Source organism: Bacillus sp. C28GYM-DRY-1, assembly GCF_030519405.1.
Lineage (GTDB): Bacteria > Bacillota > Bacilli > Bacillales > Bacillaceae > Bacillus > Bacillus spizizenii_A.
The window spans coordinates 65,284-87,612 of record NZ_JAUMKF010000010.1 but is presented as its reverse complement, the minus strand read 5'-3'; the positions used below and the strand labels follow the sequence as shown (position 1 = coordinate 87,612).

At 38.8% G+C, this 22,329-nt stretch carries 27 protein-coding genes and 1 pseudogene; 22 read left to right on the top strand and 6 right to left on the bottom strand.

Going from position 1 to position 22,329, the window contains the following annotated elements:
• The first annotated feature begins 11 nt into the window (after positions 1-11).
• The 12 genes from Q3W56_RS11630 to Q3W56_RS11575 all read left to right on the top strand — a co-directional run bounded on the left by Q3W56_RS11630 (position 12) and on the right by Q3W56_RS11575 (position 7,482).
• Positions 12-992 (top strand): XkdQ/YqbQ family protein, encoded by a 981-nt coding sequence (locus tag Q3W56_RS11630; protein WP_302895570.1) that lies wholly within the window; start codon positions 12-14, stop codon positions 990-992.
• Positions 989-1,255 (top strand): DUF2577 family protein, encoded by a 267-nt coding sequence (locus Q3W56_RS11625; protein ID WP_095843431.1) that lies wholly within the window; start codon positions 989-991, stop codon positions 1,253-1,255. The genes Q3W56_RS11630 and Q3W56_RS11625 overlap by 4 nt, the downstream gene beginning before the upstream one ends.
• 12 nt (positions 1,256-1,267) lie before the next feature.
• Complete coding sequence (locus Q3W56_RS11620; protein ID WP_044430388.1) at positions 1,268-1,693, top strand: DUF2634 domain-containing protein; 426 nt, start codon at positions 1,268-1,270, stop codon at positions 1,691-1,693.
• Positions 1,686-2,732: a baseplate J/gp47 family protein gene (locus tag Q3W56_RS11615; protein ID WP_208561522.1), complete on the top strand. Its 1,047-nt coding sequence runs from the start codon at positions 1,686-1,688 to the stop codon at positions 2,730-2,732. The genes Q3W56_RS11620 and Q3W56_RS11615 overlap by 8 nt, the downstream gene beginning before the upstream one ends.
• The gene (locus tag Q3W56_RS11610) at positions 2,716-3,294 is read left to right on the top strand and encodes a putative phage tail protein (protein WP_208561513.1); all 579 of its coding nucleotides are present in this window, start codon (positions 2,716-2,718) and stop codon (positions 3,292-3,294) included. The genes Q3W56_RS11615 and Q3W56_RS11610 overlap by 17 nt, the downstream gene beginning before the upstream one ends.
• On the top strand, positions 3,291-3,563 hold the full coding sequence (locus tag Q3W56_RS11605) for a hypothetical protein (RefSeq protein WP_208561514.1): 273 nt from the start codon (positions 3,291-3,293) through the stop codon (positions 3,561-3,563). The genes Q3W56_RS11610 and Q3W56_RS11605 overlap by 4 nt, the downstream gene beginning before the upstream one ends.
• Before the next feature lie 2 nt (positions 3,564-3,565).
• Positions 3,566-4,666 (top strand): hypothetical protein, encoded by a 1,101-nt coding sequence (locus tag Q3W56_RS11600; RefSeq protein WP_302895568.1) that lies wholly within the window; start codon positions 3,566-3,568, stop codon positions 4,664-4,666.
• 11 nt (positions 4,667-4,677) lie between these two features.
• On the top strand, positions 4,678-5,007 hold the full coding sequence (locus Q3W56_RS11595) for an XkdW family protein (protein WP_208561516.1): 330 nt from the start codon (positions 4,678-4,680) through the stop codon (positions 5,005-5,007).
• Positions 5,004-5,168: an XkdX family protein gene (locus Q3W56_RS11590; RefSeq protein ID WP_100739446.1), complete on the top strand. Its 165-nt coding sequence runs from the start codon at positions 5,004-5,006 to the stop codon at positions 5,166-5,168. Before Q3W56_RS11595 ends, Q3W56_RS11590 begins: the two co-directional genes overlap by 4 nt.
• An 89-nt stretch (positions 5,169-5,257) precedes the next feature.
• A complete protein-coding gene (xepA, locus tag Q3W56_RS11585; RefSeq protein ID WP_208561517.1) occupies positions 5,258-6,151 on the top strand; it encodes a phage-like element PBSX protein XepA in 894 nt (297 codons plus the stop codon).
• A 45-nt stretch (positions 6,152-6,196) separates the two neighbouring features.
• A complete protein-coding gene (locus tag Q3W56_RS11580; protein WP_208561518.1) occupies positions 6,197-6,619 on the top strand; it encodes a phage holin family protein in 423 nt (140 codons plus the stop codon).
• 44 nt (positions 6,620-6,663) lie between these two features.
• Positions 6,664-7,482 (top strand): peptidoglycan recognition protein family protein, encoded by an 819-nt coding sequence (locus Q3W56_RS11575; protein ID WP_302895567.1) that lies wholly within the window; start codon positions 6,664-6,666, stop codon positions 7,480-7,482.
• Between the two features lie 36 nt (positions 7,483-7,518).
• Here Q3W56_RS11575 and Q3W56_RS11570 read toward each other — a convergent pair whose 3' ends face one another.
• From Q3W56_RS11570 to Q3W56_RS11555, 4 genes are all read right to left on the bottom strand, one after another.
• Positions 7,519-7,806, bottom strand: coding sequence for a hypothetical protein (locus Q3W56_RS11570; protein ID WP_014664698.1), 288 nt, complete (start codon positions 7,804-7,806; stop codon positions 7,519-7,521).
• A 13-nt stretch (positions 7,807-7,819) separates the two neighbouring features.
• Entirely contained in the window at positions 7,820-9,745 is a 1,926-nt protein-coding gene (locus Q3W56_RS21020; RefSeq protein ID WP_368045773.1) for a T7SS effector LXG polymorphic toxin, read from the bottom strand.
• Positions 9,746-10,194: 449 nt separating this feature from the next.
• Positions 10,195-10,926 carry an SDR family oxidoreductase gene (locus Q3W56_RS11560; protein ID WP_302895566.1) on the bottom strand — a complete coding sequence of 244 codons (732 nt, stop codon included), beginning with the start codon at positions 10,924-10,926 and terminating at the stop codon, positions 10,195-10,197.
• 18 nt (positions 10,927-10,944) lie between these two features.
• A complete protein-coding gene (locus Q3W56_RS11555; protein WP_302895565.1) occupies positions 10,945-11,217 on the bottom strand; it encodes an Atu4866 domain-containing protein in 273 nt (90 codons plus the stop codon).
• 126 nt (positions 11,218-11,343) lie between these two features.
• Here Q3W56_RS11555 and Q3W56_RS11550 point away from each other — a divergent pair, with 126 nt between their 5' ends.
• Positions 11,344-12,255 carry an AraC family transcriptional regulator gene (locus Q3W56_RS11550; RefSeq protein ID WP_302895564.1) on the top strand — a complete coding sequence of 304 codons (912 nt, stop codon included), beginning with the start codon at positions 11,344-11,346 and terminating at the stop codon, positions 12,253-12,255.
• A gap of 141 nt (positions 12,256-12,396) precedes the next feature.
• Here Q3W56_RS11550 and phrE read toward each other — a convergent pair whose 3' ends face one another.
• Positions 12,397-12,531 (bottom strand): phosphatase RapE inhibitor PhrE, encoded by a 135-nt coding sequence (gene phrE, locus Q3W56_RS11545; RefSeq protein ID WP_014114495.1) that lies wholly within the window; start codon positions 12,529-12,531, stop codon positions 12,397-12,399.
• Positions 12,521-13,648 carry a response regulator aspartate phosphatase RapE gene (gene rapE / locus Q3W56_RS11540; protein ID WP_019715061.1) on the bottom strand — a complete coding sequence of 376 codons (1,128 nt, stop codon included), beginning with the start codon at positions 13,646-13,648 and terminating at the stop codon, positions 12,521-12,523. The genes phrE and rapE overlap by 11 nt, the downstream gene beginning before the upstream one ends.
• Positions 13,649-14,280: 632 nt before the next feature.
• Between rapE and Q3W56_RS11535 the strand changes: the two genes are divergently transcribed.
• The 9 genes and pseudogenes from Q3W56_RS11535 to spoIVCA all read left to right on the top strand — a co-directional run bounded on the left by Q3W56_RS11535 (position 14,281) and on the right by spoIVCA (position 22,299).
• Entirely contained in the window at positions 14,281-14,940 is a 660-nt protein-coding gene (locus Q3W56_RS11535) for a helix-turn-helix transcriptional regulator (RefSeq protein WP_172850659.1), read from the top strand.
• Between the two features lie 11 nt (positions 14,941-14,951).
• Complete coding sequence (locus tag Q3W56_RS11530) at positions 14,952-15,326, top strand: RidA family protein (protein WP_072182062.1); 375 nt, start codon at positions 14,952-14,954, stop codon at positions 15,324-15,326.
• Positions 15,327-15,401: 75 nt separating this feature from the next.
• Entirely contained in the window at positions 15,402-16,505 is a 1,104-nt protein-coding gene (locus Q3W56_RS11525; protein ID WP_302895563.1) for a threonine synthase, read from the top strand.
• 43 nt (positions 16,506-16,548) lie between these two features.
• Positions 16,549-17,523, top strand: coding sequence for an asparaginase (locus Q3W56_RS11520; RefSeq protein ID WP_302895562.1), 975 nt, complete (start codon positions 16,549-16,551; stop codon positions 17,521-17,523).
• A 21-nt stretch (positions 17,524-17,544) separates the two neighbouring features.
• On the top strand, positions 17,545-17,934 hold the full coding sequence (locus Q3W56_RS11515) for a RidA family protein (RefSeq protein WP_041521011.1): 390 nt from the start codon (positions 17,545-17,547) through the stop codon (positions 17,932-17,934).
• Positions 17,931-19,037: a D-TA family PLP-dependent enzyme gene (locus Q3W56_RS11510; RefSeq protein ID WP_302895561.1), complete on the top strand. Its 1,107-nt coding sequence runs from the start codon at positions 17,931-17,933 to the stop codon at positions 19,035-19,037. The genes Q3W56_RS11515 and Q3W56_RS11510 overlap by 4 nt, the downstream gene beginning before the upstream one ends.
• Before the next feature lie 71 nt (positions 19,038-19,108).
• Complete coding sequence (locus Q3W56_RS11505; protein WP_302895560.1) at positions 19,109-20,359, top strand: alanyl-tRNA editing protein; 1,251 nt, start codon at positions 19,109-19,111, stop codon at positions 20,357-20,359.
• Between the two features lie 343 nt (positions 20,360-20,702).
• Positions 20,703-20,881: pseudogene (locus Q3W56_RS11500) on the top strand (hypothetical protein).
• Positions 20,839-22,299, top strand: coding sequence for a site-specific DNA recombinase SpoIVCA (gene spoIVCA, locus Q3W56_RS11495; protein WP_286059872.1), 1,461 nt, complete (start codon positions 20,839-20,841; stop codon positions 22,297-22,299). Before Q3W56_RS11500 ends, spoIVCA begins: the two are co-directional and overlap by 43 nt.
• Positions 22,300-22,329 lie beyond the last annotated feature (30 nt).

Below are 22,329 nucleotides of genomic sequence, written 5' to 3'. Positions count from 1 at the left end.
CAGGTGATGACATGATAGAACTTTTCGTCATTAAAGAAACGGAATGGCTTGAGCTGGTAACTGAAAGTGTTTCTCTTGAGGGACAACGGTATCAGGCACCCCGATCGATCACAGCAAAGATCATAACGAAACAAGGAACCCATTCATATTACAGCGTATCAGAAGGAGATACGGTTCTGTTTAAGTGGAAAGGGAAAGAGCTGTTTCGAGGTATTGTGTTTTCTCGCAATCCGGAAGAACATGGGCTGACCTTTACGGCTTATGACATGCTGCAATATCTGGTTAAGAACAAAGATGTTTATGTGTTCTCCAATAAGCGTGCAGACGAGATTATTAAGCGCCTGGCAAGAGATTTTCAAATTCCAACGACATCCATTGCAAATACAGGTTACACCATTAAATCATTAGTGTTTAAAGATGATACGAGCCTTTATGACATGATTCTGAAAGCCTTGAAACAAACGAAGAGCCAAACCGGAAGGAATTATCAATTATATTCGGCGAAGGGGAAGCTCGGCCTTCGCGCTTGGCCTGATCCGTCAGAAGTATGGGTGCTAGACTCGGGTGTGAACATTACTGGTTATCAATACAGCACTTCCATTAATGACACAGCCACAAGAGTAAAGCTGCGGCGTCAGAAAGACAATAAAACTTATACGGCTACCGCAAGTGACAACACGGGTATCAGCAAATACGGCGTGCTTCAGTATGTTGAAACAGTATCAGATAACATTAACCAAGCACAGCTTCAGCAGCGTGCGAAAGTTAAACAGGCACAGAAGAAAGGCGTCAAAAAAGAACTCAAAAGTATTCAAGCGGTTGGTATTCCGGATCTTCAGAGCGGATTGCCCGTCTATATCTCAATTCCTGAAGTCGGGGTTAAGAAGACATATTGGATCGATACAGACAAACATGAATTTAAAGGATCCACGCACACGATGACCATTGATGTTGTGGAGAAAAACTCTATTCCTGATGGTGTTTCCTCATGAGACTAAGTGAAGCAATCAAGCATTTGGCTGTCGGTGCCGTTGGTTCAGAGTCGCCGGTGGATATTCTGCCGGCTGAAGTGGTTTCTGTTTCTCCTGTTGAAATTAAGCTCAATGAAAATGAAAAGCTAATTATTCCGTCTGATTTGATTATTATTCCTAAGCGGCTGCGAGCTGGAGGAGATGAAGAACTAAAGATGGGTGAGAATGTGATGGTTGTCTCCTTAAAAGGCGGACAATCATTTTTTATTCTCGACAAAATATAGGAGGTGCCTGGGTTGGCCCTTTCGCCAGAAATTGAATTTGATGATATTGAAGATGACAGCGAAGTCATAGAGACCTCGCAAACCTACAAAATAGATTTTGAAAATGGCCGTATCACAAATGAAATGATCACAGGCCTTGAAGCGATCAAGCAGTTTGTATATTTATCCCTTCATACTGAGCGATACGCCTATTCTGTTTTCAGCCATGACATTGGAAATGAGCTTCAAGACGTCCTAGCAGATAATGAAACAACAGACGCATATAAGAAAATGGAGATCCCGCGGCTGATAGAGGAAGCACTGATCTATGACGATCGTGTTTCCTCTGTGTCAGATTTTGAAATAGAAAAACAAGGTGATTCGTTCCATGTTTCCTTTACAGTCGAAACGGACGAGGGAACATTGGAGATCGAGGAGGTGCTTGGTGAGGATGTTTGAAGATCAAACCTTTGAAGAAATCATGGACCGAATGCTGAACAGAATTTCAGCGGACATTGATACAAGGGAAGGCAGCGTGATTTATAATGCCTTAGCTCCTGCAGCCGCAGAATTGGCCAAGTCTTATATTTGGCTTGATACGGTGCTGGAACTTGTCTTCTCGGACACAGCACAAGGGGAATTTTTAGACCGACGAGCTACTGAAGCAGGCATTGAGCGGACTGCTGCCACAAATGCAGTCAGGGCAGGGGAGTTTACTGAAGGCGTGACCATTCCTGTAGGGTCTCGCTTTTATGTTGATAATCTTTATTTTCAATACACAGCTGATGGGACACTGGAATGTGAAACAGCCGGAGAAGCGGGGAACGCAAATATATCCGGCCAGAATCTATTGTCACTAGATACTATACCAGGACTCCAAAAAGCGATTGTGAAAGAGATTTTAATCCCTGGACGAGAAGAGGAGGATGATGACAGTTTAAGAGCTAGATATTTTACCCGCGTGCGTCGGGAAGCTGTCAGTGCCAATAAAGCACACTATAAACAATGGGCTGAGGAAGTAGACGGAGTAGGGAAGGCAAAGATCTTTCCGCTTTGGAACGGGGACGGCACAGTCAAAATTGTCGTGACCAATGCTAACTTGGAACCTGCTTCCGATATTTTAATATCAAAGGTGAAAAACTATATTGATCCTGAACCCGGACAAGGTGAGGGACAAGCGCCAATAGGTGCCTTTGTCACAGTGGAGAGTGCGGTATGGAAAGAGGTTGAGATTTCAGCCGAGGTACTTCCCGAGGTCAATAGCTCTATCGATCAGGTAAAGCAAGAAATTGAATCAGGTGTTTTAAATCTTTTTAAAAAGATTGCCTTTGAAGATAACGTCATCCGTTTATCGCAGATTAATAATATCGTCTACAATTCACCTTCAGTAAGTGATTACGCAGACATTAAAATCAACGGCGTGGCCGAAAATTTGGTTCTGAGTGCCGTCGAAATTCCTAAATTGGGGCAGGTGAACATCATTGAGCAAACTCGATGAAATGACTGCTTGCCTGCCGCCGTTCCTTACCAAGTTAAAGGAAATGGCTGAACTTCTTAAAGCGGAAGCTCCGGAATTTGAGAAGCAAAATAACAGCATCTTTGATCTGACAGATCAGCTGTTTGTTACTACGGCAACCTGGGGGCTTGAACGATGGGAAAAGATTTTGAACGTACCGCGGGAATCAGGTGACACCGATGAGATCCGCCGATTGCGCCTAATCTCTAAAATGTCCAATATACCGCCGGCAACATATAAGGCTATTGAACAGGCATTAAATCGGTTCCTGAAAAATCCGTCTGCTCAGGTCAGGCTGCTTCAAGGACAGTACCGTTTTAATGTTGATATTGATATAGATGATATGCAGCATATGAGTGAGCTCATAGAAACATTGGAGAATATGAAGCCAGCCCATTTGGCATATACCTTGCGAGCTGCTGTGAATGAGCCACTCAAGATAAAAGATACTGTCATTTTGAATAACAGAAGGTATCGAAAAGCAAGTGAGCTAAAGGTAGGTTATTCCGTCACGCTCAATAATAACGAGGTGGTCCTTGTATGATTACACAGCTTTATAGAGAGCGAACAGCTGCAGATTTGAAAAGTAGAATATCGAAGGTGCTGCTGAATGGAAATGAAACAAAAATTGTGGAACTCACCATTCAGGGTGCCGTTGTCAAGGTGCTTACTCAACGAGAGGAAGATATAAAGCATATTAAGAGTGTGCAGATCCTTGATGAACAAAACAACGTAATTACTGAAAGAACAACAGATTTAGACGTCAGTAGTAACAGAACGCTAGATTTTAGGATTACTTTTGAGGTGGTGTAACAATGGCTTATGATGCAAAAACAGATTGGCTCCCGGACGATCCGATTAATGAAGATGATGTGAACCGTTGGGAGAAAGGTATTCAAGACGCGCATAAAGATGTAGCTGTACATAAAAATGACATGAACAACCCTCACAATACAACAAAGGCGCAAATCGGACTAGGGAACGTTGATAATGTACAGCAAGCTTCGAAAAAAGAATTTGAAGAGCATCGTAATGATTTACAACGGCACATAACACCAGTAGAGCGGGAGAATTGGAATGCAAAAGAAACAACTGCCGGAGCTCAGGAAAAAGCTGATAAGGCTTTATTGGATGCAAAACATTACGTGGATACCAACTACAAAAATAATAATCTAACATTAATTACTGGAGACTATGCTATTCAAGATGCAAGAACAGGAGGGGAAGAATATCCGTTAGGACTGACATTAATGGACATTGGTCAGGAAAATACTACAGGCTACCCCTTGGGTTATGGCATTGTCAAAAATGAAAAATATAATAATTACCGATTTACGCAATATTTTTATGGAACAGGAAATGAGTCTAGGACTTACTACGACAGTACAGGAGTTTGGATTAGACACTGGTGGAGTGGTTCAGGCTGGACATCTTGGCAAAAGATATCGGGGTTCGCTCATGCCAATATTGGAACAACAGGCAAGCAACTTCTTATCAAAGGAGAAAAGCAAAAAATTCGTTTTAATCGAAAGATAAAGGACAGTCATAATGCCTTTGACATTAATAATTGCCGGTTTATCTGTCCAAACAGCGGAATGTTTCTAGTCAATGCCGGTGTATATATTGAAAACGTTCAGAGATATGCCAACTATGAATTAGAGATTTACTTAAACGGAACGATTTATAAGAACATAGCACATTATAGAAATAGTCCTGCTAGCCCGTCTGATACCACAGATTTCAATGTAGGAGTATATGGAGCAGCCACTGTTCCGGCTAATGCAGGCGATTATATAGAGATTTATCTCTATGTTGGATATGACGGGGATGTTCAACGTTACATTACTGACAACTGGGGATGGTATAACTATTTTGATATCACTGAAATGGGTGGAAGAAATTATCCGAGATTTTAGGAGGTGCATTTATGATTTTGTATGATGCGATTATGTACAAGTACCCTAACGCAGTACCGAGAAAAGATTTTGAATTACGGAATGACGGGAACGGTTCATACATTGAGAAGTGGAATATCAGGGCGCCGTTACCGACTCAAGAAGAATTAGAGGCCTGGTGGGAGGAGTCACAGAAAAAGACATCTTATGAACCTCCCAATCAGATTGAGCTACTCGCGCAAGAGTTATCTCAGGAGAAGCTAGCTCGTAAACAGCTTGAAGAATTAAACCAAACTTTGGGAAGCGAGCTCTCAAAAATAAAGTTGCAGTTACTTACACTACAAGGAGGGAGAGATTCATGAATTATTGGGTGCTGGCTTTGCATTATAACTGGGCTTCTTCTGAAATGGTGAAAAAGGCTATCCATTATCAAGATTGCTCGACTGAGGATTTACAAAAAGGGATAGAGAAAAAGCTCATTACAGCTGAACAGTATAAAGAGATCACTGGAGGAGCCGTTTAAGGCTTTTTTATTTTGCCTAAAAGGGGGTGGTTACGTTGTAATACCCGGACCTCACCACTAAAGATCAATAATAGCAAGGAGGATTTTTAATGGCATCATATAGTTTTCAATTTCCAACAGATGCAACCGGTAAGCCGGGGGCAGCCAAGCCATACAGAGAAGGAAACAGAGATTTTGTTGTGCCGGTAGCTTCAATTTCCGGTAATGCGGAGCTGCTGACGAACGCAGTTTTAAAAGCCACTGAAGTATACACGCAATATGGGCAAGATCGATTAGGTCAGGTTTTAATTTCAAAAGTAAAAGGTCACGCTTATTCTGATCGTGAAGGTACCTTATTCATTGAAGAAAGTAACGATATGAATTCATGGACTACAGTCTCTTCGTTGGTTGTTAAAGCAAATACACTTGGCGAGACTGAATGGATTCATTTAACTAAACGCTATTTCCGTTTCAGATACGCAAATGGTAACCTACAGCAATCTGAATTTTTACTGTACCAGTCACTGGGCGCAGGTGAAGAGGATATAAACATAAACCAAGCTGTTCCTATTACAGCAGTTGCTCCGTTCTCAGTCCAGTTAGATAAAAGCGGCTTAACTGATGATGGTCGTTTAAAAGTTCAGACTGAAGGCCTGAACCTTAGCTCATTAGACACTCAAGCAAAAACAATGGATATTGTCTTTCACGATAAAACAGAAACCATAGGTGAGGGTAACCCATTCACCGTTGGATCATTCAAAACGTTACTCATTGAGGTTTATGGGACGGCTGAGACAAGTGAATTGAAGTTCTGGGGTAAATCCTTATCGGGGACAAAAAGAGCCCTTAGAGGGCAGAAAGTAGATGACGGAACATTTGCCACTAGCACCAAAGGGAAATCAGAAGCTTGGTCTTTTAACATTACTGGCTTTAAAGAAATTGTTATGGAGCTTACAGCTTTAACAAATGGAAACTTTTCAGTTAGAGGGACGGCCGTCTCATAAGATCCGGCTGTCCTTTTTTATTTGCCTCGGAGGAGGTGATTAGAAATGGAGGAGACAAGTTTGTTTATCAATTTTGAAACATTAGATTTAGCAAGAGTATATTTATTTGGAGGGGTGAAGTACCTTGATTTACTTCTAGTACTTAGCATAATTGACGTTTTAACAGGAGTAATCAAGGCATGGAAATTCAAAAAGCTGCGAAGCCGGAGCGCATGGTTTGGATATGTCCGCAAACTACTTAATTTCTTTGCGGTCATTTTAGCAAATGTTATTGATACAGTCCTCAATTTAAACGGCGTCCTAACCTTTGGTACCGTTCTTTTTTATATCGCTAATGAAGGCTTGTCAATAACTGAAAACTTAGCTCAGATCGGTGTTAAAATCCCATCAACAATAACAGATCGATTACAAACAATGGAGAACGAAAAAGAACAGAGTAAGAATAACGCTGACAGAGCTGCTGGCTAAGCCAGTGGCTTTTTTTATTACACAGACAGAAGGAGAGAGGATATATGGCCATCAAAGTTGTAAAGAATTTAGTTTCTAGATCAAAATATGGATTGAAATGTCCTAACCCAATGAAAGCTGAGTATATCACTATCCATAACACTGCGAATGATGCTTCAGCAGCCAATGAGATTTCTTACATGAAGAATAACTCTAGCTCAACGAGTTTTCACTTTGCAGTAGACGATAAACAAGTCATTCAAGGGATTCCAACGAATCGTAACGCTTGGCACACAGGAGATGGAACAAACGGTACAGGGAATCGTAAGTCGATTGGTGTCGAAATTTGTTATAGCAAGTCAGGAGGGGCACGATATAAGGCAGCGGAAAAGCTTGCTATTAAGTTTGTGGCGCAGCTGCTTAAAGAACGCGGTTGGGGCATTGATCGTGTCCGTAAGCATCAAGACTGGAACGGGAAGTATTGCCCACACCGTATTTTGTCAGAAAGAAGATGGGACGAGGTTAAGGCTGCCATTGAAAAAGAATTGAAGGCGCTAGGTGGGAAAACAAGCACAAGTAAAACAAGCACAGCCAAAAAGAAAACAACAAGCTCAAACAGTAAAAAATCGTCCTACCAGCTCCCGCCCGGTATTTTCAAAGTGAAGAGCCCAATGATGAGAGGGGAAAAGGTAACTCAGATTCAGAAAGCTCTAGCGGCTCTTTATTTCTACCCGGATAAAGGAGCGAAAAATAACGGCATAGACGGCTTTTATGGTCCGAAAACAGCAGATGCAGTTAGACGATTCCAGTTAATGCATGGCCTTTCTGCTGATGGAATTTATGGACCTAAGACTAGAGAGAAAATTGAAGCGTTAATGAAATAAAAAAGGCTCTCTTTTCAAGAGGCCTTTTTTATAATATTAATCCTCAATATTTTCGATTACCTGTCTAACCATCTCATGTATTTGGTCAAACTGCCATTCTATATCACCTATTACTAAATGTAACTGTAGTAATTCAGAAGTTAGTTTTTCTTTATCTTCAATTTGACTTAAATTAGCTAAAATTTTATTCATTCTTTCATCTATTTGCGGAAGTTCTTTAATATTTTCCTCTTCCTCTAAAAGTTCTTCTGTTGAAATTAATGTACTATTATATTTTTCATTTAATTCTTTTAAAGCACTAAAGATTTTATCAATATTTTTCATCTATCTTAACCACCTATTTTAATTTTCTTCCAATGGCATTCTTAGTCTTAACTTCGTTCAATGTTCCATCCAAATTCAACACTACTCTTAAATTTCCTCTTTTATCGAAAACTTCTAAATGATCCTTGTGCAAATTATCTAAATAAAATCTATCGCCTTTTTTCAGATACGGATTATCCAATTTTTTATTAACTTCATAGATTGATTGGCCTTGGAATTGATTTTTTGTTTTTGTAACATTGTTTTTTATAGTCTTTCCAAATCCATCATTAAAAAATTCTTTCATATTCGATACGGATTTAGCTTCACTGGTTATCTTACTACTATTAGCATTCCCCTTAGAACCATGATCAACATCAAAAGACTTTTTAATTTGTTGAATTGTATCTTGTCCAGATTTTTGTAAGTTTAGCACATTTATAGGAACATCACTAGCTAACAGAAGTTCTTTAGCAAAAGGATTTGGTATTGACTCTAAACCTCTTTTTAGAAGTTCCCCAAAATCTTTGGTGTCTTTTATTACTTTTTTTGATGCAGACTTACCAACATTTCCGGCGCTGTTTAATCCTTTTTTACCCGACTTGCTGGTTCCTTTCTCTGCGATTCTCCCGACCTTTGAAACGACGGATCCACTCTTTGTAACAGCGCCACCGCCACCTGATATGAATAAGCTGGCTACATTTAAAGTGAAATATGTGGTGTAGTGTGATTGTGAATACATATCTCCGTGTACAAAGTTTTTGTCCCAGCTTTCTTTTACCTCATCCCAAGTAGAATCCCAGGCTTTTTTATAGTCGAATTCAAAAACGGACTTTATCGTCCCTTTTGGATCTAAACCGAGATCGATCCCGAATTTTGCAATTCCTAAAAGTCCTTCACCAGTTTCCTTCGAAAAATCATAATATGCCATTTGTTTGCCTTTATAGTATTCATATACTGGACCTAGATATTTTTTACCCGCTGCATCTATAGGGGCTAAATATTCTTTAACCGTCTTCTCTGTATCATCTATACCGGCTAATAAACCTTCATATACACCGTCAATCTGTTCTTTCAAAATATCCTTGGTCGCTCGAAGAGGATTATCCCAAAACTCGAGGGATTTAACATACTCCTGTTGTTCAGTGGTGAGGTTGTCGTATCCAATCTCTTTAGCAACTTTTAGATACTCGTCAGGATCATCAACCAACGTATTGAGCTTTTTCTGTAATTCTTTGATTTCCCGTTCTTTTTCTTCTTTCTTCTTAATCGTCAAATAAGCTTCCGTTCGCTTCTCAATATCGCCTTTTTTCTTATGTATGTCACTCTCACGGTACGCCTTGGCGTTGTAGTGGATGGGCGTAGCGTTTTTGCCTTTGCCCGTTGCTTCTTGGAGCTTTTGGAAATCTGACTTGATGAATTGTTCATTAGGTTCTGACAGGGCATATTCTGTCAGTAAATCTTCGTCAAGATTACCTAGTTTTTCAATTGTTTTTTTGCGTTTATCGTTGGCATCTGCAAGCTCATCTTTGAAGGTTTCTGTTGAAAACAAGTCGAGCGGGAGGATGTCGTCGATATCGTTTAGGATATCTTTCATGGCTTTTTTCTGTTCAGACATGATGGATTTTGATTTTTGATGGGCGTTAGCCAGTTCATGTTCTAAAAAAGATTCTTCCACGTACGCGTCAGAGAGACCTTTATCCTCGATAGCTCCAGCAATGCTGTTAAAGAATGCAATTTTCATGTCAATGTAATCGATCCATTGATCAGTCACACCAACATGATCGTGATAGAATGCTTTAATGTTATTAGCGCCTTTACCTGAGAATTCGCTGTCGTCCAGTTCAGCGACGCTTTGTAAAGCCTTTCTCAAGTTGACCATTTGCGTCCTTAGTTCTTTATATTCTTTGGCGCGGTCTGTAGCTTCAAACATAAGTGTTTTGGCTTCAAATACTTTCATGATCATATCCTTTCAATTTAATCATATAACAAAATATTACCATGGAAGAAAGAAGAAACGAACTTAAAATTAACTTGATTGATCGTATCAAGGATACCAAAGAAAAAGTTTAAGGTTTTTTTGCTGTTCAAACACTTTTGAAAATATCAAAATACATAATAAGGAATAAGGAGGGGGTCCTGTAAATCCGTTTTACCATTTGCATATGCTATAATCGATCAAAACACAAAAGGGAGGTTATGAATGGTACTCTTCCGCCATACTCGCTGCAGTTACCATACCGCCCTCTTAATTAATTGAACACAGTGTATTCCAATACCATAATGCTCTAACTTAAAAGGCCGAGTTCAATTTCTCGGCCCCACTTAACTAGTTTGTCATTAGTATCAATATTAGTTTTTTCTTAAATCTTCTTATGATTCTACTTCTAATACATAATTACACTCTTTTTATAGTGATAGAGTAGGTCTTACAATTAATTCACTTACATCGATCTCTACTGGCTGGGAGATTGCATAAAGAATTGCATGTGCAATTGCAGAAGCAGGAAGCGCTTGTCTTCGGTATTCGATCATAGCTTCACTCGCCTGTTTATCGGTAATATGATCGGCTAGTTCTGACTCCGTTACGCCCGGTGCAATTACAGTTGCTCGAATATTATTCGTTGTTTCCTGTCGTAAGCCTTCTGTGATGGCACGGACGGCATACTTGGTTGCGCAATAAACTGCTGCAGTGGGGGTAACCTCATATGCGCCTATGGAAGCTATATTGACGATATGTCCGCTATTCTGCTCTTTCATTATAGGCAATACTGCTCCAATACCATGCAGGACTCCACGGATATTTACATCGATCATACGATTCCATTCAGCGATTTTCAGAGATTCTAATTTAGATAATGGCATTACACCCGCATTATTTACGATGACATCGATTTTTCCATATGCTTCTATAATTTCTTGGACGGTATGCTGCATTTGTTCAAAGTCTGTGACATCCAGTTGCTTGTAATCTGCACTATATCCTTTTTGGAGAAGTGTGAATACGAGTGTTTCTAACTTTTCTGTTCTGCGCGCTGCTGCTATTACCGTCGCTCCATTCTCAGCTAATAAATCAACAGTTGCTGCTCCAATACCGCTGCTTCCGCCGGTGACAAGAACAACTTTATTCTTTATACTCATCCTAGTATCATCCTCTTTTTAGTAATTTTCGTTAAGGAATTCTAAGCTTCTTTCACGATGCAGGACCATCCCTGCGTGATATAGAATATCGTTTATAAAATCACCATCAGCTATGAATCCTGTATCATCTTGATATTCAATGTGGTCACCTGTTATTTGGTAATTACCTGTATATGCGTATTCGACATTGCCGCGAGCTTCAACGTAGCGTCCATCGGGCAGCAGCTCATGCCTGATATACCGATCTTTGGTAACCCAAAGTCCAGCATAAGAATGAGTGTTTTTTTTCATACATCATCAACTCCTTTCCTGTTCACTTATTAGTATCAGGTAAAGTGAATATGGAGTGGTAGCCGGGATCTCTTTAATTCTTGCCTTATCCTCCAAGTCGATAAGCATTATAAAAGGAGGGATTTCATGTCTCTAGAAGAGCAATTCCAATCAAAGGAAGAGGAGCTTACAAAACTTGTGTCATCTTTTGCAGCCAAGGAGGGTACGAACGTAACGTCAATCTCTGGGTTGGAATTCATTCGATCTGCCAAGCCGCTGATGCCTGTACATATTATGCATGAACCTGCTTTGTGTATTGTTCTGCAAGGAAGAAAAGTGATTTCAACGATTGGAGAAGACTTCTTTTACGGAAAAGGGGAATACTTAGTCGTTGCAGTGGATATGCCTGTTATCGGGGAAATTTTAAAAGCAAGTGAGATGGAACCTTATTTATGTCTTCGTTTGAATTTTAACTTAATGCAAATTGCAGAGGTCTCAAAAGAGTATAAGCAACATAGCACTAATCATAATGCTGCAGGGCGAGGAATATTTGTAGAGCAGACAGACGAGGCCATTTTGGATGCACTTATCCGACTCGTAAAGCTGTTGCATACTCCTGAAGATACAGAAATACTTGCACCTTTAATCATTAAGGAAATTCTATACCGCATTATGCAGGGAAAGCATGGTCACACAGTAAAAAGCCTTGTTGCCAAGGGGAGTAAATTATCTGAAGTGGTTGCTGCTCTGGATTATTTAAGAAAAAATTTTTCTCAAGAAATAAAGATAGATGGACTAGCTAAAAAAGTAAACCTTAGCCCATCAGCTTTATATCATCATTTTAAACAAGTTACAACCATGACCCCGATCCAATACCAGAGAGCTTTACGTCTTCATGAAGCAAGGCGGTTGATTATCGGAAAAGATATGAGGGTTGCTGACGCTGCTTTTCAAGTTGGCTATGAAAGTCCCTCTTATTTTAATAGAGAGTATAGAAAGATGTTTGGCAAGGCTCCAGGGAAAGATCGTAAAGAGAATCTGAGTTTATATAATGCGTAGTTCAAATCAAGAAGTCGCATACAGATGCGACTTCAGTATAAACAATGCGTAGGTGAATAAGATTCGTTTATCTTTCTTAGAAATAAGAAAAAGCCGTTATGAAACGGCTAAAGGGAATCAGAACTAATGTTGTTTATCGAATCAAACAAGGAATTCATGAGTAGGTGCGAGAGTTACATTCCGGGATGCTTCCTTCATTTCGCCATTAGACATAGATCCAAAAAAGGCAAGTCCAATTAAAACGGCGGATAAACTGATAAACAATTTAGATTTCATACATGCATTCCCCTTTCGAAATTTGCTTTTGAGCATATACCATCTTCTTGAAACAGATGATACTATCCTCTATTTTTCCATTATAATCGAAAAGGTTGCCTCCTAACAATGCCAGCTCTTCCAGATAAGGGTATCCTTTGCCGTTCTCTAAACGAGAAAAAATGTTGAGGAGTTTAGGTGTATCGCCATTTCTTATATAAAGAACGTCTAATGCTTCAAATAAGTTCATAAAAAGTTCGTCTTTAAAATCTACAGCACTTCTTATTCCTTTGCGGAAGCAATCCATTGCTTGTTCTTTTTTGCCTTGTTTAAAATAAATTAATGCTAGGTCATGATAAGCTTGCGGAAGTACGTCAGAGTTAATTTTTCTGTATTGAACCAAGGCTTGTTCGATGTAACGAGCAGCCTTATTTAAGTTGTCCATTTTGTGATAGCAATTGCCGAGATTGAAAAACGCAGTGGCATAGATGTGAGTATTTTTACTTTTAAGCAGCTCGGCACCTTTTAAAGCTTCTTGAAGGTGGGGGAGAGCTTTTTCATGATTTTCAAGGTCATCGTAGTTGCCGGCAATCACAAAATGACATTGAATACGCCGAACAGAATAAAGCTCGTGTTTCTTATAGATATTGTATGAAAGTTCAGCGTAGTGCATTGAGATATGAGTCATTTTCATATGATAATAGACTTCGGATAACTTAAAATAAAACTCAGCTTTTTCAATCTTGTCAGAGATCGTTGGAATTTTGCGTTCAGCTTTTTTGTAATATGTAATGGCCTTTGTGTATTCACCGTTTCTAAACTCATACATCCCGCGGAAGAAGTTATAATAATAAGCGCGCATATTATCTAGTTTTTTCTTATGCCCTTCTATTTTCTTTAAATATTCTGAAAGTTCCATTCGGTTTTCATCAGTTGGCAGCGTGTATTCTAACATAATTTTATGGCGAAAGGCCATCAATTGATAATAAATAAGCAAATCTTGATCTTCTTCCATAACCTCTATATCACGTTCTATTTCAGCTTTTAACATTTCAGCATCAGTAACGTTGAATTTTTGAATATGCCTATGCCATTCATTAATCTTCATTCCCACTTCAGCTGATGTGATTGATATCAAGATATTCACCCTTCCCTTAACTCTACTAGTAATGTAAATATTAACAAGTTTTCGTTCGCAGAAAAAGGCAATAAGGCACCGCAATTTAAATTTTCGGTGAGACCGCAATAACTTTTTGGTTCTCATGAAGAATCTGTGCGATGGGGAATTAGGTGGTTTTGGAGATTAGTTCATTAAAAAACTCACTTCGTAGATAAGATAGACCTTCAAAAGCTGGTTTTAAAATTGCAGGAGATCAAGTTTGGGACTAATGGGAAGGGGAAGAACCTTCATTTTTTTAATTGGACGGATTAAAAACAGTGCCCATATTATCCCCGTATTGAGTAAAAAATGATTCAAATAAATATACAGGCTTTTGTAACTGATCCACTTTATTGAGGGACTCGATTTAGATGAAGATACCAAAGCATATTGGTATCTTTTTTGTTGTTGGAGTTATTAAACCTCTTTTGGAGTTCATGCCAGGACACCAATGACATTGGCACAACAATTTTAATAACCGAGATTATTTACTGGGGAAAGAAGAAGGGTTAATCTAATTATATAAAAAAATATATTTTTCTTTCATTTTCATATAAAAAAATATATAATAAAATCGATTAAAGGAAAAGTGAAAGTTAGGTGTTTAGGGTTTGACTGAAGCAAAACAGATATTAAAAAGTTATATACCATTTGCAAAAACGATAGGGGAAATGTTTGGGCCAAATTGTGAAGTCGTTATTCATGATTTGACAACACCGCAGTCTTCCGTCATTTTTACAATGAACAATCATGTGACGGGAAGAGAGGTTGGCCAATCCTTTGATCACTTAGTGAGAAAGGTTCTTTTATCCAACGAATTTAAAGGTGATTACTTAGCAGGATATGAAATCCAAACAGATGATCGGAGAACAATAAAATCATCGACTACCCTCATTAGAGATGGCCACCAGCAGGTGATTGGGGCATTTTGCATCAACTATGATATGAATGTCATGATTCAAATGAAAGAAGTACTAGATGCATTTATACCTGGCACTGAAAAGAACAATCAAATACAAGCTCCAAATACGGTGGAACAGGAAGCTTCTATTCAGAATGTAGAAGAGATCACGAATCAGTTAATTGAACAAATTGTAGCGAACCGCAAACATTCTCTGATGAAACGCCCGGAAAAAATCGAGCTGATTAGATTTATGGATGAAAAGGGGATATTCCTCATGAAAGGTGCGGTTGATAAAGTGGCAGAACAATTAGGTATTTCAAAGGTAACTGTCTATAGTTATTTGGATGAAGTGAAAAAAAGACAATAGGAGTGAGTAGAGTGGAGAGTATTTTTGAGGCAGGGAATTTAAAATCGAACGGTCATTATGCCTTAGCTGTGATTCATCAAAACACGGTCTATGTATCAGGGCAATTTGCCATTGATCCAATCACGCAGGAAAAGAAATTTGGCACCATTGAAGAAGAGACTTTGCAGGTATTGTCAAATATAGAGTATATCTTAAAAAAAGCCGGCAGTCATAAAGGAAAAATTTTAAAGATAACCTTATATCTTCACGATATCAATTTGTTAGACCGTGTTGACAATGTCTGTCAGGGTTTTTTTCACGATTATCGCCCAGCACGGTCAGTTGTTTCGACGAACGAGCTGCATTACGGTTTTCAGGTTGAAATTGAAGCAATCGCCAGTCTGTAATATATTTTTTTGTCTAAAACATATAAAAAAATATATAAAATATAAAAAAATATATAATAGGAGGGTCTAAAAATAATGGAACAGTATCAATGTCATTCTTGCCGTACGAAATACAATGTGTCTGAACAGGTGTGGAAATGCCAGTGTGGCGGAGTGTTAGACCTTGTAAAAGAAAAAGTAGAATGGTCCGATTCAAAAGTGCTCAAAGATATTCCTTCTATGTGGAGATATATTGATGCTATGCCATTTGATCGCGACTCCACCATATGGAGCGGCATCACTATGGGGGAGGGATACACACCTTTAATCGTGTTAGACAGCGGGGAGCCGAACACTCTTGTGAAAGTGGACTATATGATGCCTACTTTGTCTTTTAAAGATCGCGGTGCTGCTGTATTAATAGCTAAGGCAAAGGAGCTGGGAGTGAAGCATGTGATAGCTGACAGCAGTGGAAATGCAGGGACATCTATTGCAGCTTACGCCAAGCGGGCTAACATCGCATGTGACATATTTCTTGGGAAGGGTACATCACCTAAGAAAATCGCGCAGGTGAAAGCGCATGGGGCCAACGTTCGCGAAATTGAAGGCACAAGAGAAGATGTGGCCGAAGCAGCGCAAAAGGCTGTGAATATAGAGAAAAAATTCTATGCAAGTCACGTTTTTAATCCATATTTCTATGAAGGAACAAAAACGTATGCCTTTGAGATTTGGGAACAAATGAATGGAGCGCCGGATACGCTTATTATTCCAGTTGGCAATGGTACGTTATTACTTGGGGTTTACTATGGATTTAAAGAATTACTAGAGAACAAATGTATAGACAAAATGCCAAGACTGGTTGCGATACAGGCAGAGAATTGTGCGCCGTTAGCAAAGGCATTTATCAACAATCAACAAGTTGCTCAACCCGTCGAAAACAGGGGAACACTTGCAGAGGGCATCTCGATTGCCAAACCGGCAAGATCAGCTCAAATATTAGAAGCCATCCGTGCCACAAAAGGTCAAATCATTACAACCAATGAGGAAGAGATTCTAATAGCTCGTACAGCATTAGCAAGTAAAGGCTTTTATGTTGAGCCAACAACAGCAGCTAACTATGCAGGATATTTAAAATACGATCATTCTTCTGATGAAAAAATCGTGATTCCATTATGCGGGGCTGGGATTAAATCTAATTAGGAACGAAGAGAGAAACATTTAATATGAAAATGGGGGAGTTATCATGGAAAACAAGAAAATCATTTTACTGAGTACCGGCGGTACAATTGCAAGTAAGCCTGATCCTGAAACAGGTTTATTAGAAGCAGGTGCTATGACAGGTGAAGAGCTTTCTGAAATGTGTCGACTGCCTTCTCATATAGAGATTGAAATCAAGTCAGTCTTTCAAATGTCAAGCAGTCATATGACTTTTCATCACCTTGACATTCTGAAGCAAAATATAGAGAGTTTCTTCCGGAATGAGGATGTTGCCGGAATTGTGATATCGCATGGAACAGATACCCTTGAAGAGACTTCGTATTTCCTTGATCTGGTTATTTCTGATGAAAGGCCGGTAGTGTTAACGGGGTCACAAAGAGGACCGACACTTGAAGGTACAGATGCATTTGTGAACCTAAGACAAGCTTTCTTATTAGCGGCACATCCTGATGCGCGAGGCTTAGGTGTAACAGTGTTGTTTAATGAGAGGGTCTTTGCTGCTCGATATGTGAAAAAACAGCATGCGTCAAATGTCGATGGTTTTTTCTCTCCGGGATTCGGTTATTTGGGAACGGCTGATCAAGATGAGATCGCAATTCATCAAAGATTAATCAAGCGTGAGACGTATCAACTAATTCAACCATTGCCAAATGTAGAACTTATTAAGTGTTCACTTGGTTCAGACGGAAAGTTTATAGATTATGCAGTTAAGTGCGGAAGTGCAGGAATCATTATTGAGGCGCCGGGAAGAGGGCATACGGCTCCAGCAATATTAGAAAGTGCAAAGAAAGCCGTAGAGAAAGGGATTCCTGTCGTTCTGACAACAAGTGCTGACGAAGGTGAAGTCAAGGGAGTATATGGATTCAAAGGAAGTGCTTCAACATATGCAGATGCCGGAGTTATACTAGGCGGCAGCTATGACAGTAAGAAAGCAAGGATCAAACTCGCTGTTTTGCTGGCTGCTGGACAGAAGATTGATGAGGCTAGCTTTAAATATTAAGAATAATAGGGGGAGATTATATTGAAGCCTGTACACACTAAGTATTCAACACGGGATGGGGGCCATTACGTGCCAGCTATGGAACACAATGATGTTCTCTATATTTCAGGGCAGTTGTCGATGAATCCGGAAACGGGAAAAATTCCAGCTGGGGGCATAAAAGAAGAAGCAAAACAGGCATTGGCAAATATGGAGTTTGTCCTCAAGGAACGGGGATTAGCCAAGGAAGATGTGATATTATGCAGACTTTATACCCCAGATGTAAAGTATTGGCCGGATATCAATGAGGTTTATGCTCATTTCTTCGGCAATCATAAACCGGCAAGAGTAGTTGTTCCATCAAATCATTTATATGCCGGATGTCTGGTTGAAGTTGAAGCCATTGCAGCGATAAAGGAGGAGGTACAATGAATTATATAGAATTAGATACACCAGCTCTTTTAATCGATAAAGACGTGATGCAAGGCAATATGAAGTATATGCAAAATTACGCTAATGAACAGAAAGTAAACTTACGACCTCATACAAAAACACATAAAATGCCTAAATTAGCTAAACTACAAGAGGAAATGGGAGCTATAGGAATCGCTGTGGCGAAAGTAGGAGAAGCTGAAATAATGGCCATAAATGGTTTGAAGGATATTTTTATTGCAAATGAGATTGTTGGGAAATCAAAGATTGAACGTATTAAAAAACTATCTGAAACAATTGATATCTCCTTTGGTATTGACAGTGTGTATCAAGTGCATGAGATTGAAGAAGTATTTGAAGGAGCCGCAAAGAAAGCCCAGGTGTTAGTGGAAATTGAAGTAGGAGAACAACGCTCTGGGATTATTGAAGAACATGATTTTCGTACTTTATTAGAATTAATCAAAACGTGTAAAAATGTCGAGCTTAAAGGAATCTTCTCACATGACGGGCATTCTTATAAAGCGAAAAGTATAGAACATTGTAAAGAGCTTTATAGAGAGAGTGTAGAAGGAACATTACATTTTGCTCGAATAGCGGAAGAAATGAACCTTAAGCCGAAAGTAATAAGTATTGGCTCTACCCCTCCCTTCATGTTTAAGTTTGATATTCCAGAAGGAGTTACAGAAATTAGACCTGGTACTTACATTTTTATGGATGCCTCACAGGCAAATGTAATTGGTACGTATGATCGCTGTGCAGCTTCTGTACTCACAACGGTGATTAGTAAACCAACAAAAGAACGAGTCATTACAGATGTAGGGGCAAAGGGAATTACCGCCCAAACACGAAGTGAAGGGCTTACAGCAACCAAAGGGCTTGGTCGTATCAAAGAATACGAGGGCGTTTACATTCATGGAGTATTCGACGAACATGCTATTATTTACAATGCAGACTTTAGAAACCAAGTGAATATAGGAGATAAGGTTCAAATTATTCCTAATCACATTTGTCCGGTTGTTAATTTACATGAAAAAGCCTATCTAGTCTCTAATGGAGAAGTTGTAGACGAAGTAGACATTGAGGCTAGAGGCAGACTTCAATAATTATAGCATGAAGAGCCTATTTAAAAATATCCATAACGTATTTGGAAAACTTCATATATAAGGGGATAGGCATGAGCATACGTAATCACAAACTATTTTACAAAGATCCCTATCTAAAAACGTTTGAAACGAAAATCTTGAAACAACAACAGGACAAAAAAGGTGATGTTTACATTACCTTAGAGAAAACAGCCTTTTATCCAACCGGCGGTGGCCAGCCACATGATATAGGGACATTGAATGGAGTCAAAGTTTTAAACGTTGAAGAGGTAGATGGAGAAATTCGTCATTATATAGAAAGGGCTTTACCACATTCAGATGATAAGGTCGTTGGGGTTATTGACTGGGAACGACGCTTTGATCACATGCAACAGCACACGGGTCAGCATATTTTGTCAGCGGCATTTGCACAGTTGTATGATATTCATACAGTTGGATTTCATCTTGGAAAAGATATAGTTACCATTGACCTTGACATATCAGAATTAACAGAGGAAATAGTAGGAAAAGCAGAGAAGCTTGCAAACTACATGATAATGGAAAATAGACCAATAGTTACAAAGTGGATAGAATATGATGACTTAGTAAATTATCCAATTCGTAAAACCCCATCTGTAAAAGAAAATATTCGTCTTGTCATTATCGATGAATTTGATTATAACGGATGCGGTGGAACACATCCTAGTGCTACAGGGGAAGTCGGAGCAATTAAAGTATTGAGTTGGGAAAGACAAAGAAAAAAAATTCGTTTGTATTTTGTATGTGGTAATCGGGTAATAGCCCAATTCGATCAAAAACAAAAGGTATTGATTGAATTGACTGGATTGCTTAATCGTCCTGAAGGGGAATTAAGTGAAGCTGTAAAACGTTCACTTGAAAATGTAAAGAAGCTAGAGAAAGAGCTTCTAGAATCTAATGAAAAAATACTTCAGTATGAAGCCAATGATTTATTAGCCAACAGCACAATTCAAAATGATACTGTAGTTATTATAGAAACCTTTTCAGATCGATCTATCCAAGAACTTCAAAAGCTAGCAAAAATGATTGCCGAGCAAGAAAAACGATCCCTTATTTTTCTCTTATCAGAGAACGATAATCGCTACCAACTGGTTTGTGGGCGAGGATCAACAAATAAAATGGACATGAGAACCCTTATGCAAGAAAGCCTTTCTCTTATTAATGGAAAAGGGGGGGGAAATAAAACGTTAGCTCAAGGTGGAGGGACTGCGTCATTAACAAAAAAGGAATTTCTGAGGAACGTTATTAACATTATAGCTAAACAAATAAAGTCAGAGGAAATACGATATTCGATTAAAAAGTAACTTCTTTAACTTAATGTAAGGACTCAAAATAAAGAATATGAAAAGTGTCAAAATTTATGAATGACTTTTGTGTAAATATTCCTTTAGAGAAATAAATTTCTGGGAAAGTCCAGATAGAGAAACATTAATTAGCTGCAGTAACTATTTGATAACTATACCAATTATTCAGAATAACCAATGATATGGATTTACTATGTTGAGGGACTAGTGGGCGTGGTATACGTCAGAGAATAAACCGATGATTTAAACCATCGGTTTTTTTATTTGTTTTCATACTCATTGAAAATCACCTCATTAGGACAAACACTTGTCACATAGCATTACCCAAGGGGTGATGCATTTTATGAAGGTAATAATCATCGAGGGACCGCAAGCTGACAAATGCATTAACGATTGCTATCATTATTTAATAAAACTTTATAGGAAGGAGATCCAGGGTGATAGCAATATATGTAAGGGTATCGACCGAGGAGCAAGCGATCAAGGGATCGAGCATCGACAGCCAGATCGAGGCCTGTATAAAGAAAGCAGGGACTAAGGATGTGCTGAAGTATGCCGATGAAGGATTTTCAGGAGAGCTTTTAGAACGTCCGGCTTTGAATCGCTTGAGGGAGGATGCAAGCAAGGGACTTATAAGTCAAGTCATTTGTTACGATCCTGACCGTCTTTCTCGGAAATTAATGAATCAGCTTATCATTGATGACGAATTGCGTAAGCGAAACATACCTTTGATTTTTGTAAATGGTGAATACGCCAATTCTCCAGAAGGCCAATTGTTTTTCGCTATGCGCGGAGCGATCTCGGAATTTGAAAAAGCCAAAATCAAAGAACGGACATCTAGTGGCCGACTTCAAAAAATGAAAAAAGGCATGATCATTAAAGATTCCAAACTATATGGCTATAAATTTGTTAAAGAGAAAAGAACTCTTGAGATATTTGAAGAGGAAGCAAAAATTATTCGGATGATTTTCGACTATTTCACCGATCACAAAAGCCCTTTTTTCGGCAGAGTAAATGGTATTGCCCTACATTTAACACAGATGGGGGTTAAAACAAAAAAAGGCGCCAAAGTATGGCACAGGCAGGTTGTTCGACAGATATTGATGAACTCTTCTTATAAGGGTGAACATAAACAGTATAAATATGATACGGAGGGTTCCTATGTTTCAAAGCAGGCAGGGAACAAATCTATAATTAAAATAAGGCCTGAAGAAGAGCAAATCACTGTGGCAATTCCAGCAATTGTTCCAGCTGAACAATGGAATTATGCTCAAGAACTCTTAGGTCAAAGTAAAAGAAAACACTTGAGTATTAGCCCTCACAATTACTTGTTATCGGGTTTGGTTAGATGCGGGAAATGCGGAAATACCATGACAGGAAAGAAAAGAAAATCACACGGTAAAGACTATTATGTGTATACTTGCCGGAAAAATTATTCTGGAGCAAAGGACCGTGGCTGCGGAAAAGAAATGTCTGAGAATAAATTAAACCGGCATGTATGGGGTGAGATTTTTAAATTCATCACCAATCCTCAAAAATATGCTTCTTTTAAAGAGATTGAACAATCTAATCACCTGTCTGATGAATTAGAACTTATTCAAAAAGAGATAGAGAAAACAAAAAAAGGCCGCAAGCGTCTTTTAACGCTAATCAGCCTAAGCGATGACGATGATTTAGATATTGATGAAATCAAAGTGCAAATTATTGAGCTGCAAAAAAAGCAAAACCAGCTTACTGAAAAGTGTAACGAAATTCAATCAAAAATGAAAGTATTAGATGATACAAGCTCAAGCGAAAATGCTTTAAAAAGAGCTATCGACTATTTTCAATCAATCGGTGCAGATAACTTGACTCTTGAAGATAAAAAAACAATTGTTAACTTTATCGTGAAAGAAGTTACCGTTTTGGATGCTAACACAGTATATATTGAGACTTATTAAAGAGGAGATTACATTTTTAAGCTCCTCTAC

Coding starts and splice junctions, on each gene's coding strand:
- Q3W56_RS11630 (WP_302895570.1), top strand. CDS start 12: ATGATAGAACTTTTCGTCATTAAAGAAACGGAATGGCTTGAGCTGGTA.
- Q3W56_RS11625 (WP_095843431.1), top strand. CDS start 989: ATGAGACTAAGTGAAGCAATCAAGCATTTGGCTGTCGGTGCCGTTGGT.
- Q3W56_RS11615 (WP_208561522.1), top strand. CDS start 1,686: ATGTTTGAAGATCAAACCTTTGAAGAAATCATGGACCGAATGCTGAAC.
- Q3W56_RS11605 (WP_208561514.1), top strand. CDS start 3,291: ATGATTACACAGCTTTATAGAGAGCGAACAGCTGCAGATTTGAAAAGT.
- Q3W56_RS11600 (WP_302895568.1), top strand. CDS start 3,566: ATGGCTTATGATGCAAAAACAGATTGGCTCCCGGACGATCCGATTAAT.
- Q3W56_RS11595 (WP_208561516.1), top strand. CDS start 4,678: ATGATTTTGTATGATGCGATTATGTACAAGTACCCTAACGCAGTACCG.
- Q3W56_RS11590 (WP_100739446.1), top strand. CDS start 5,004: ATGAATTATTGGGTGCTGGCTTTGCATTATAACTGGGCTTCTTCTGAA.
- xepA (WP_208561517.1), top strand. CDS start 5,258: ATGGCATCATATAGTTTTCAATTTCCAACAGATGCAACCGGTAAGCCG.
- Q3W56_RS11580 (WP_208561518.1), top strand. CDS start 6,197: ATGGAGGAGACAAGTTTGTTTATCAATTTTGAAACATTAGATTTAGCA.
- Q3W56_RS11575 (WP_302895567.1), top strand. CDS start 6,664: ATGGCCATCAAAGTTGTAAAGAATTTAGTTTCTAGATCAAAATATGGA.
- Q3W56_RS11570 (WP_014664698.1), bottom strand. CDS start 7,806: ATGAAAAATATTGATAAAATCTTTAGTGCTTTAAAAGAATTAAATGAA.
- Q3W56_RS21020 (WP_368045773.1), bottom strand. CDS start 9,745: ATGAAAGTATTTGAAGCCAAAACACTTATGTTTGAAGCTACAGACCGC.
- Q3W56_RS11560 (WP_302895566.1), bottom strand. CDS start 10,926: ATGAGTATAAAGAATAAAGTTGTTCTTGTCACCGGCGGAAGCAGCGGT.
- Q3W56_RS11555 (WP_302895565.1), bottom strand. CDS start 11,217: ATGAAAAAAAACACTCATTCTTATGCTGGACTTTGGGTTACCAAAGAT.
- Q3W56_RS11550 (WP_302895564.1), top strand. CDS start 11,344: ATGTCTCTAGAAGAGCAATTCCAATCAAAGGAAGAGGAGCTTACAAAA.
- phrE (WP_014114495.1), bottom strand. CDS start 12,531: ATGAAATCTAAATTGTTTATCAGTTTATCCGCCGTTTTAATTGGACTT.
- Q3W56_RS11525 (WP_302895563.1), top strand. CDS start 15,402: ATGGAACAGTATCAATGTCATTCTTGCCGTACGAAATACAATGTGTCT.
- Q3W56_RS11520 (WP_302895562.1), top strand. CDS start 16,549: ATGGAAAACAAGAAAATCATTTTACTGAGTACCGGCGGTACAATTGCA.
- Q3W56_RS11510 (WP_302895561.1), top strand. CDS start 17,931: ATGAATTATATAGAATTAGATACACCAGCTCTTTTAATCGATAAAGAC.
- Q3W56_RS11505 (WP_302895560.1), top strand. CDS start 19,109: ATGAGCATACGTAATCACAAACTATTTTACAAAGATCCCTATCTAAAA.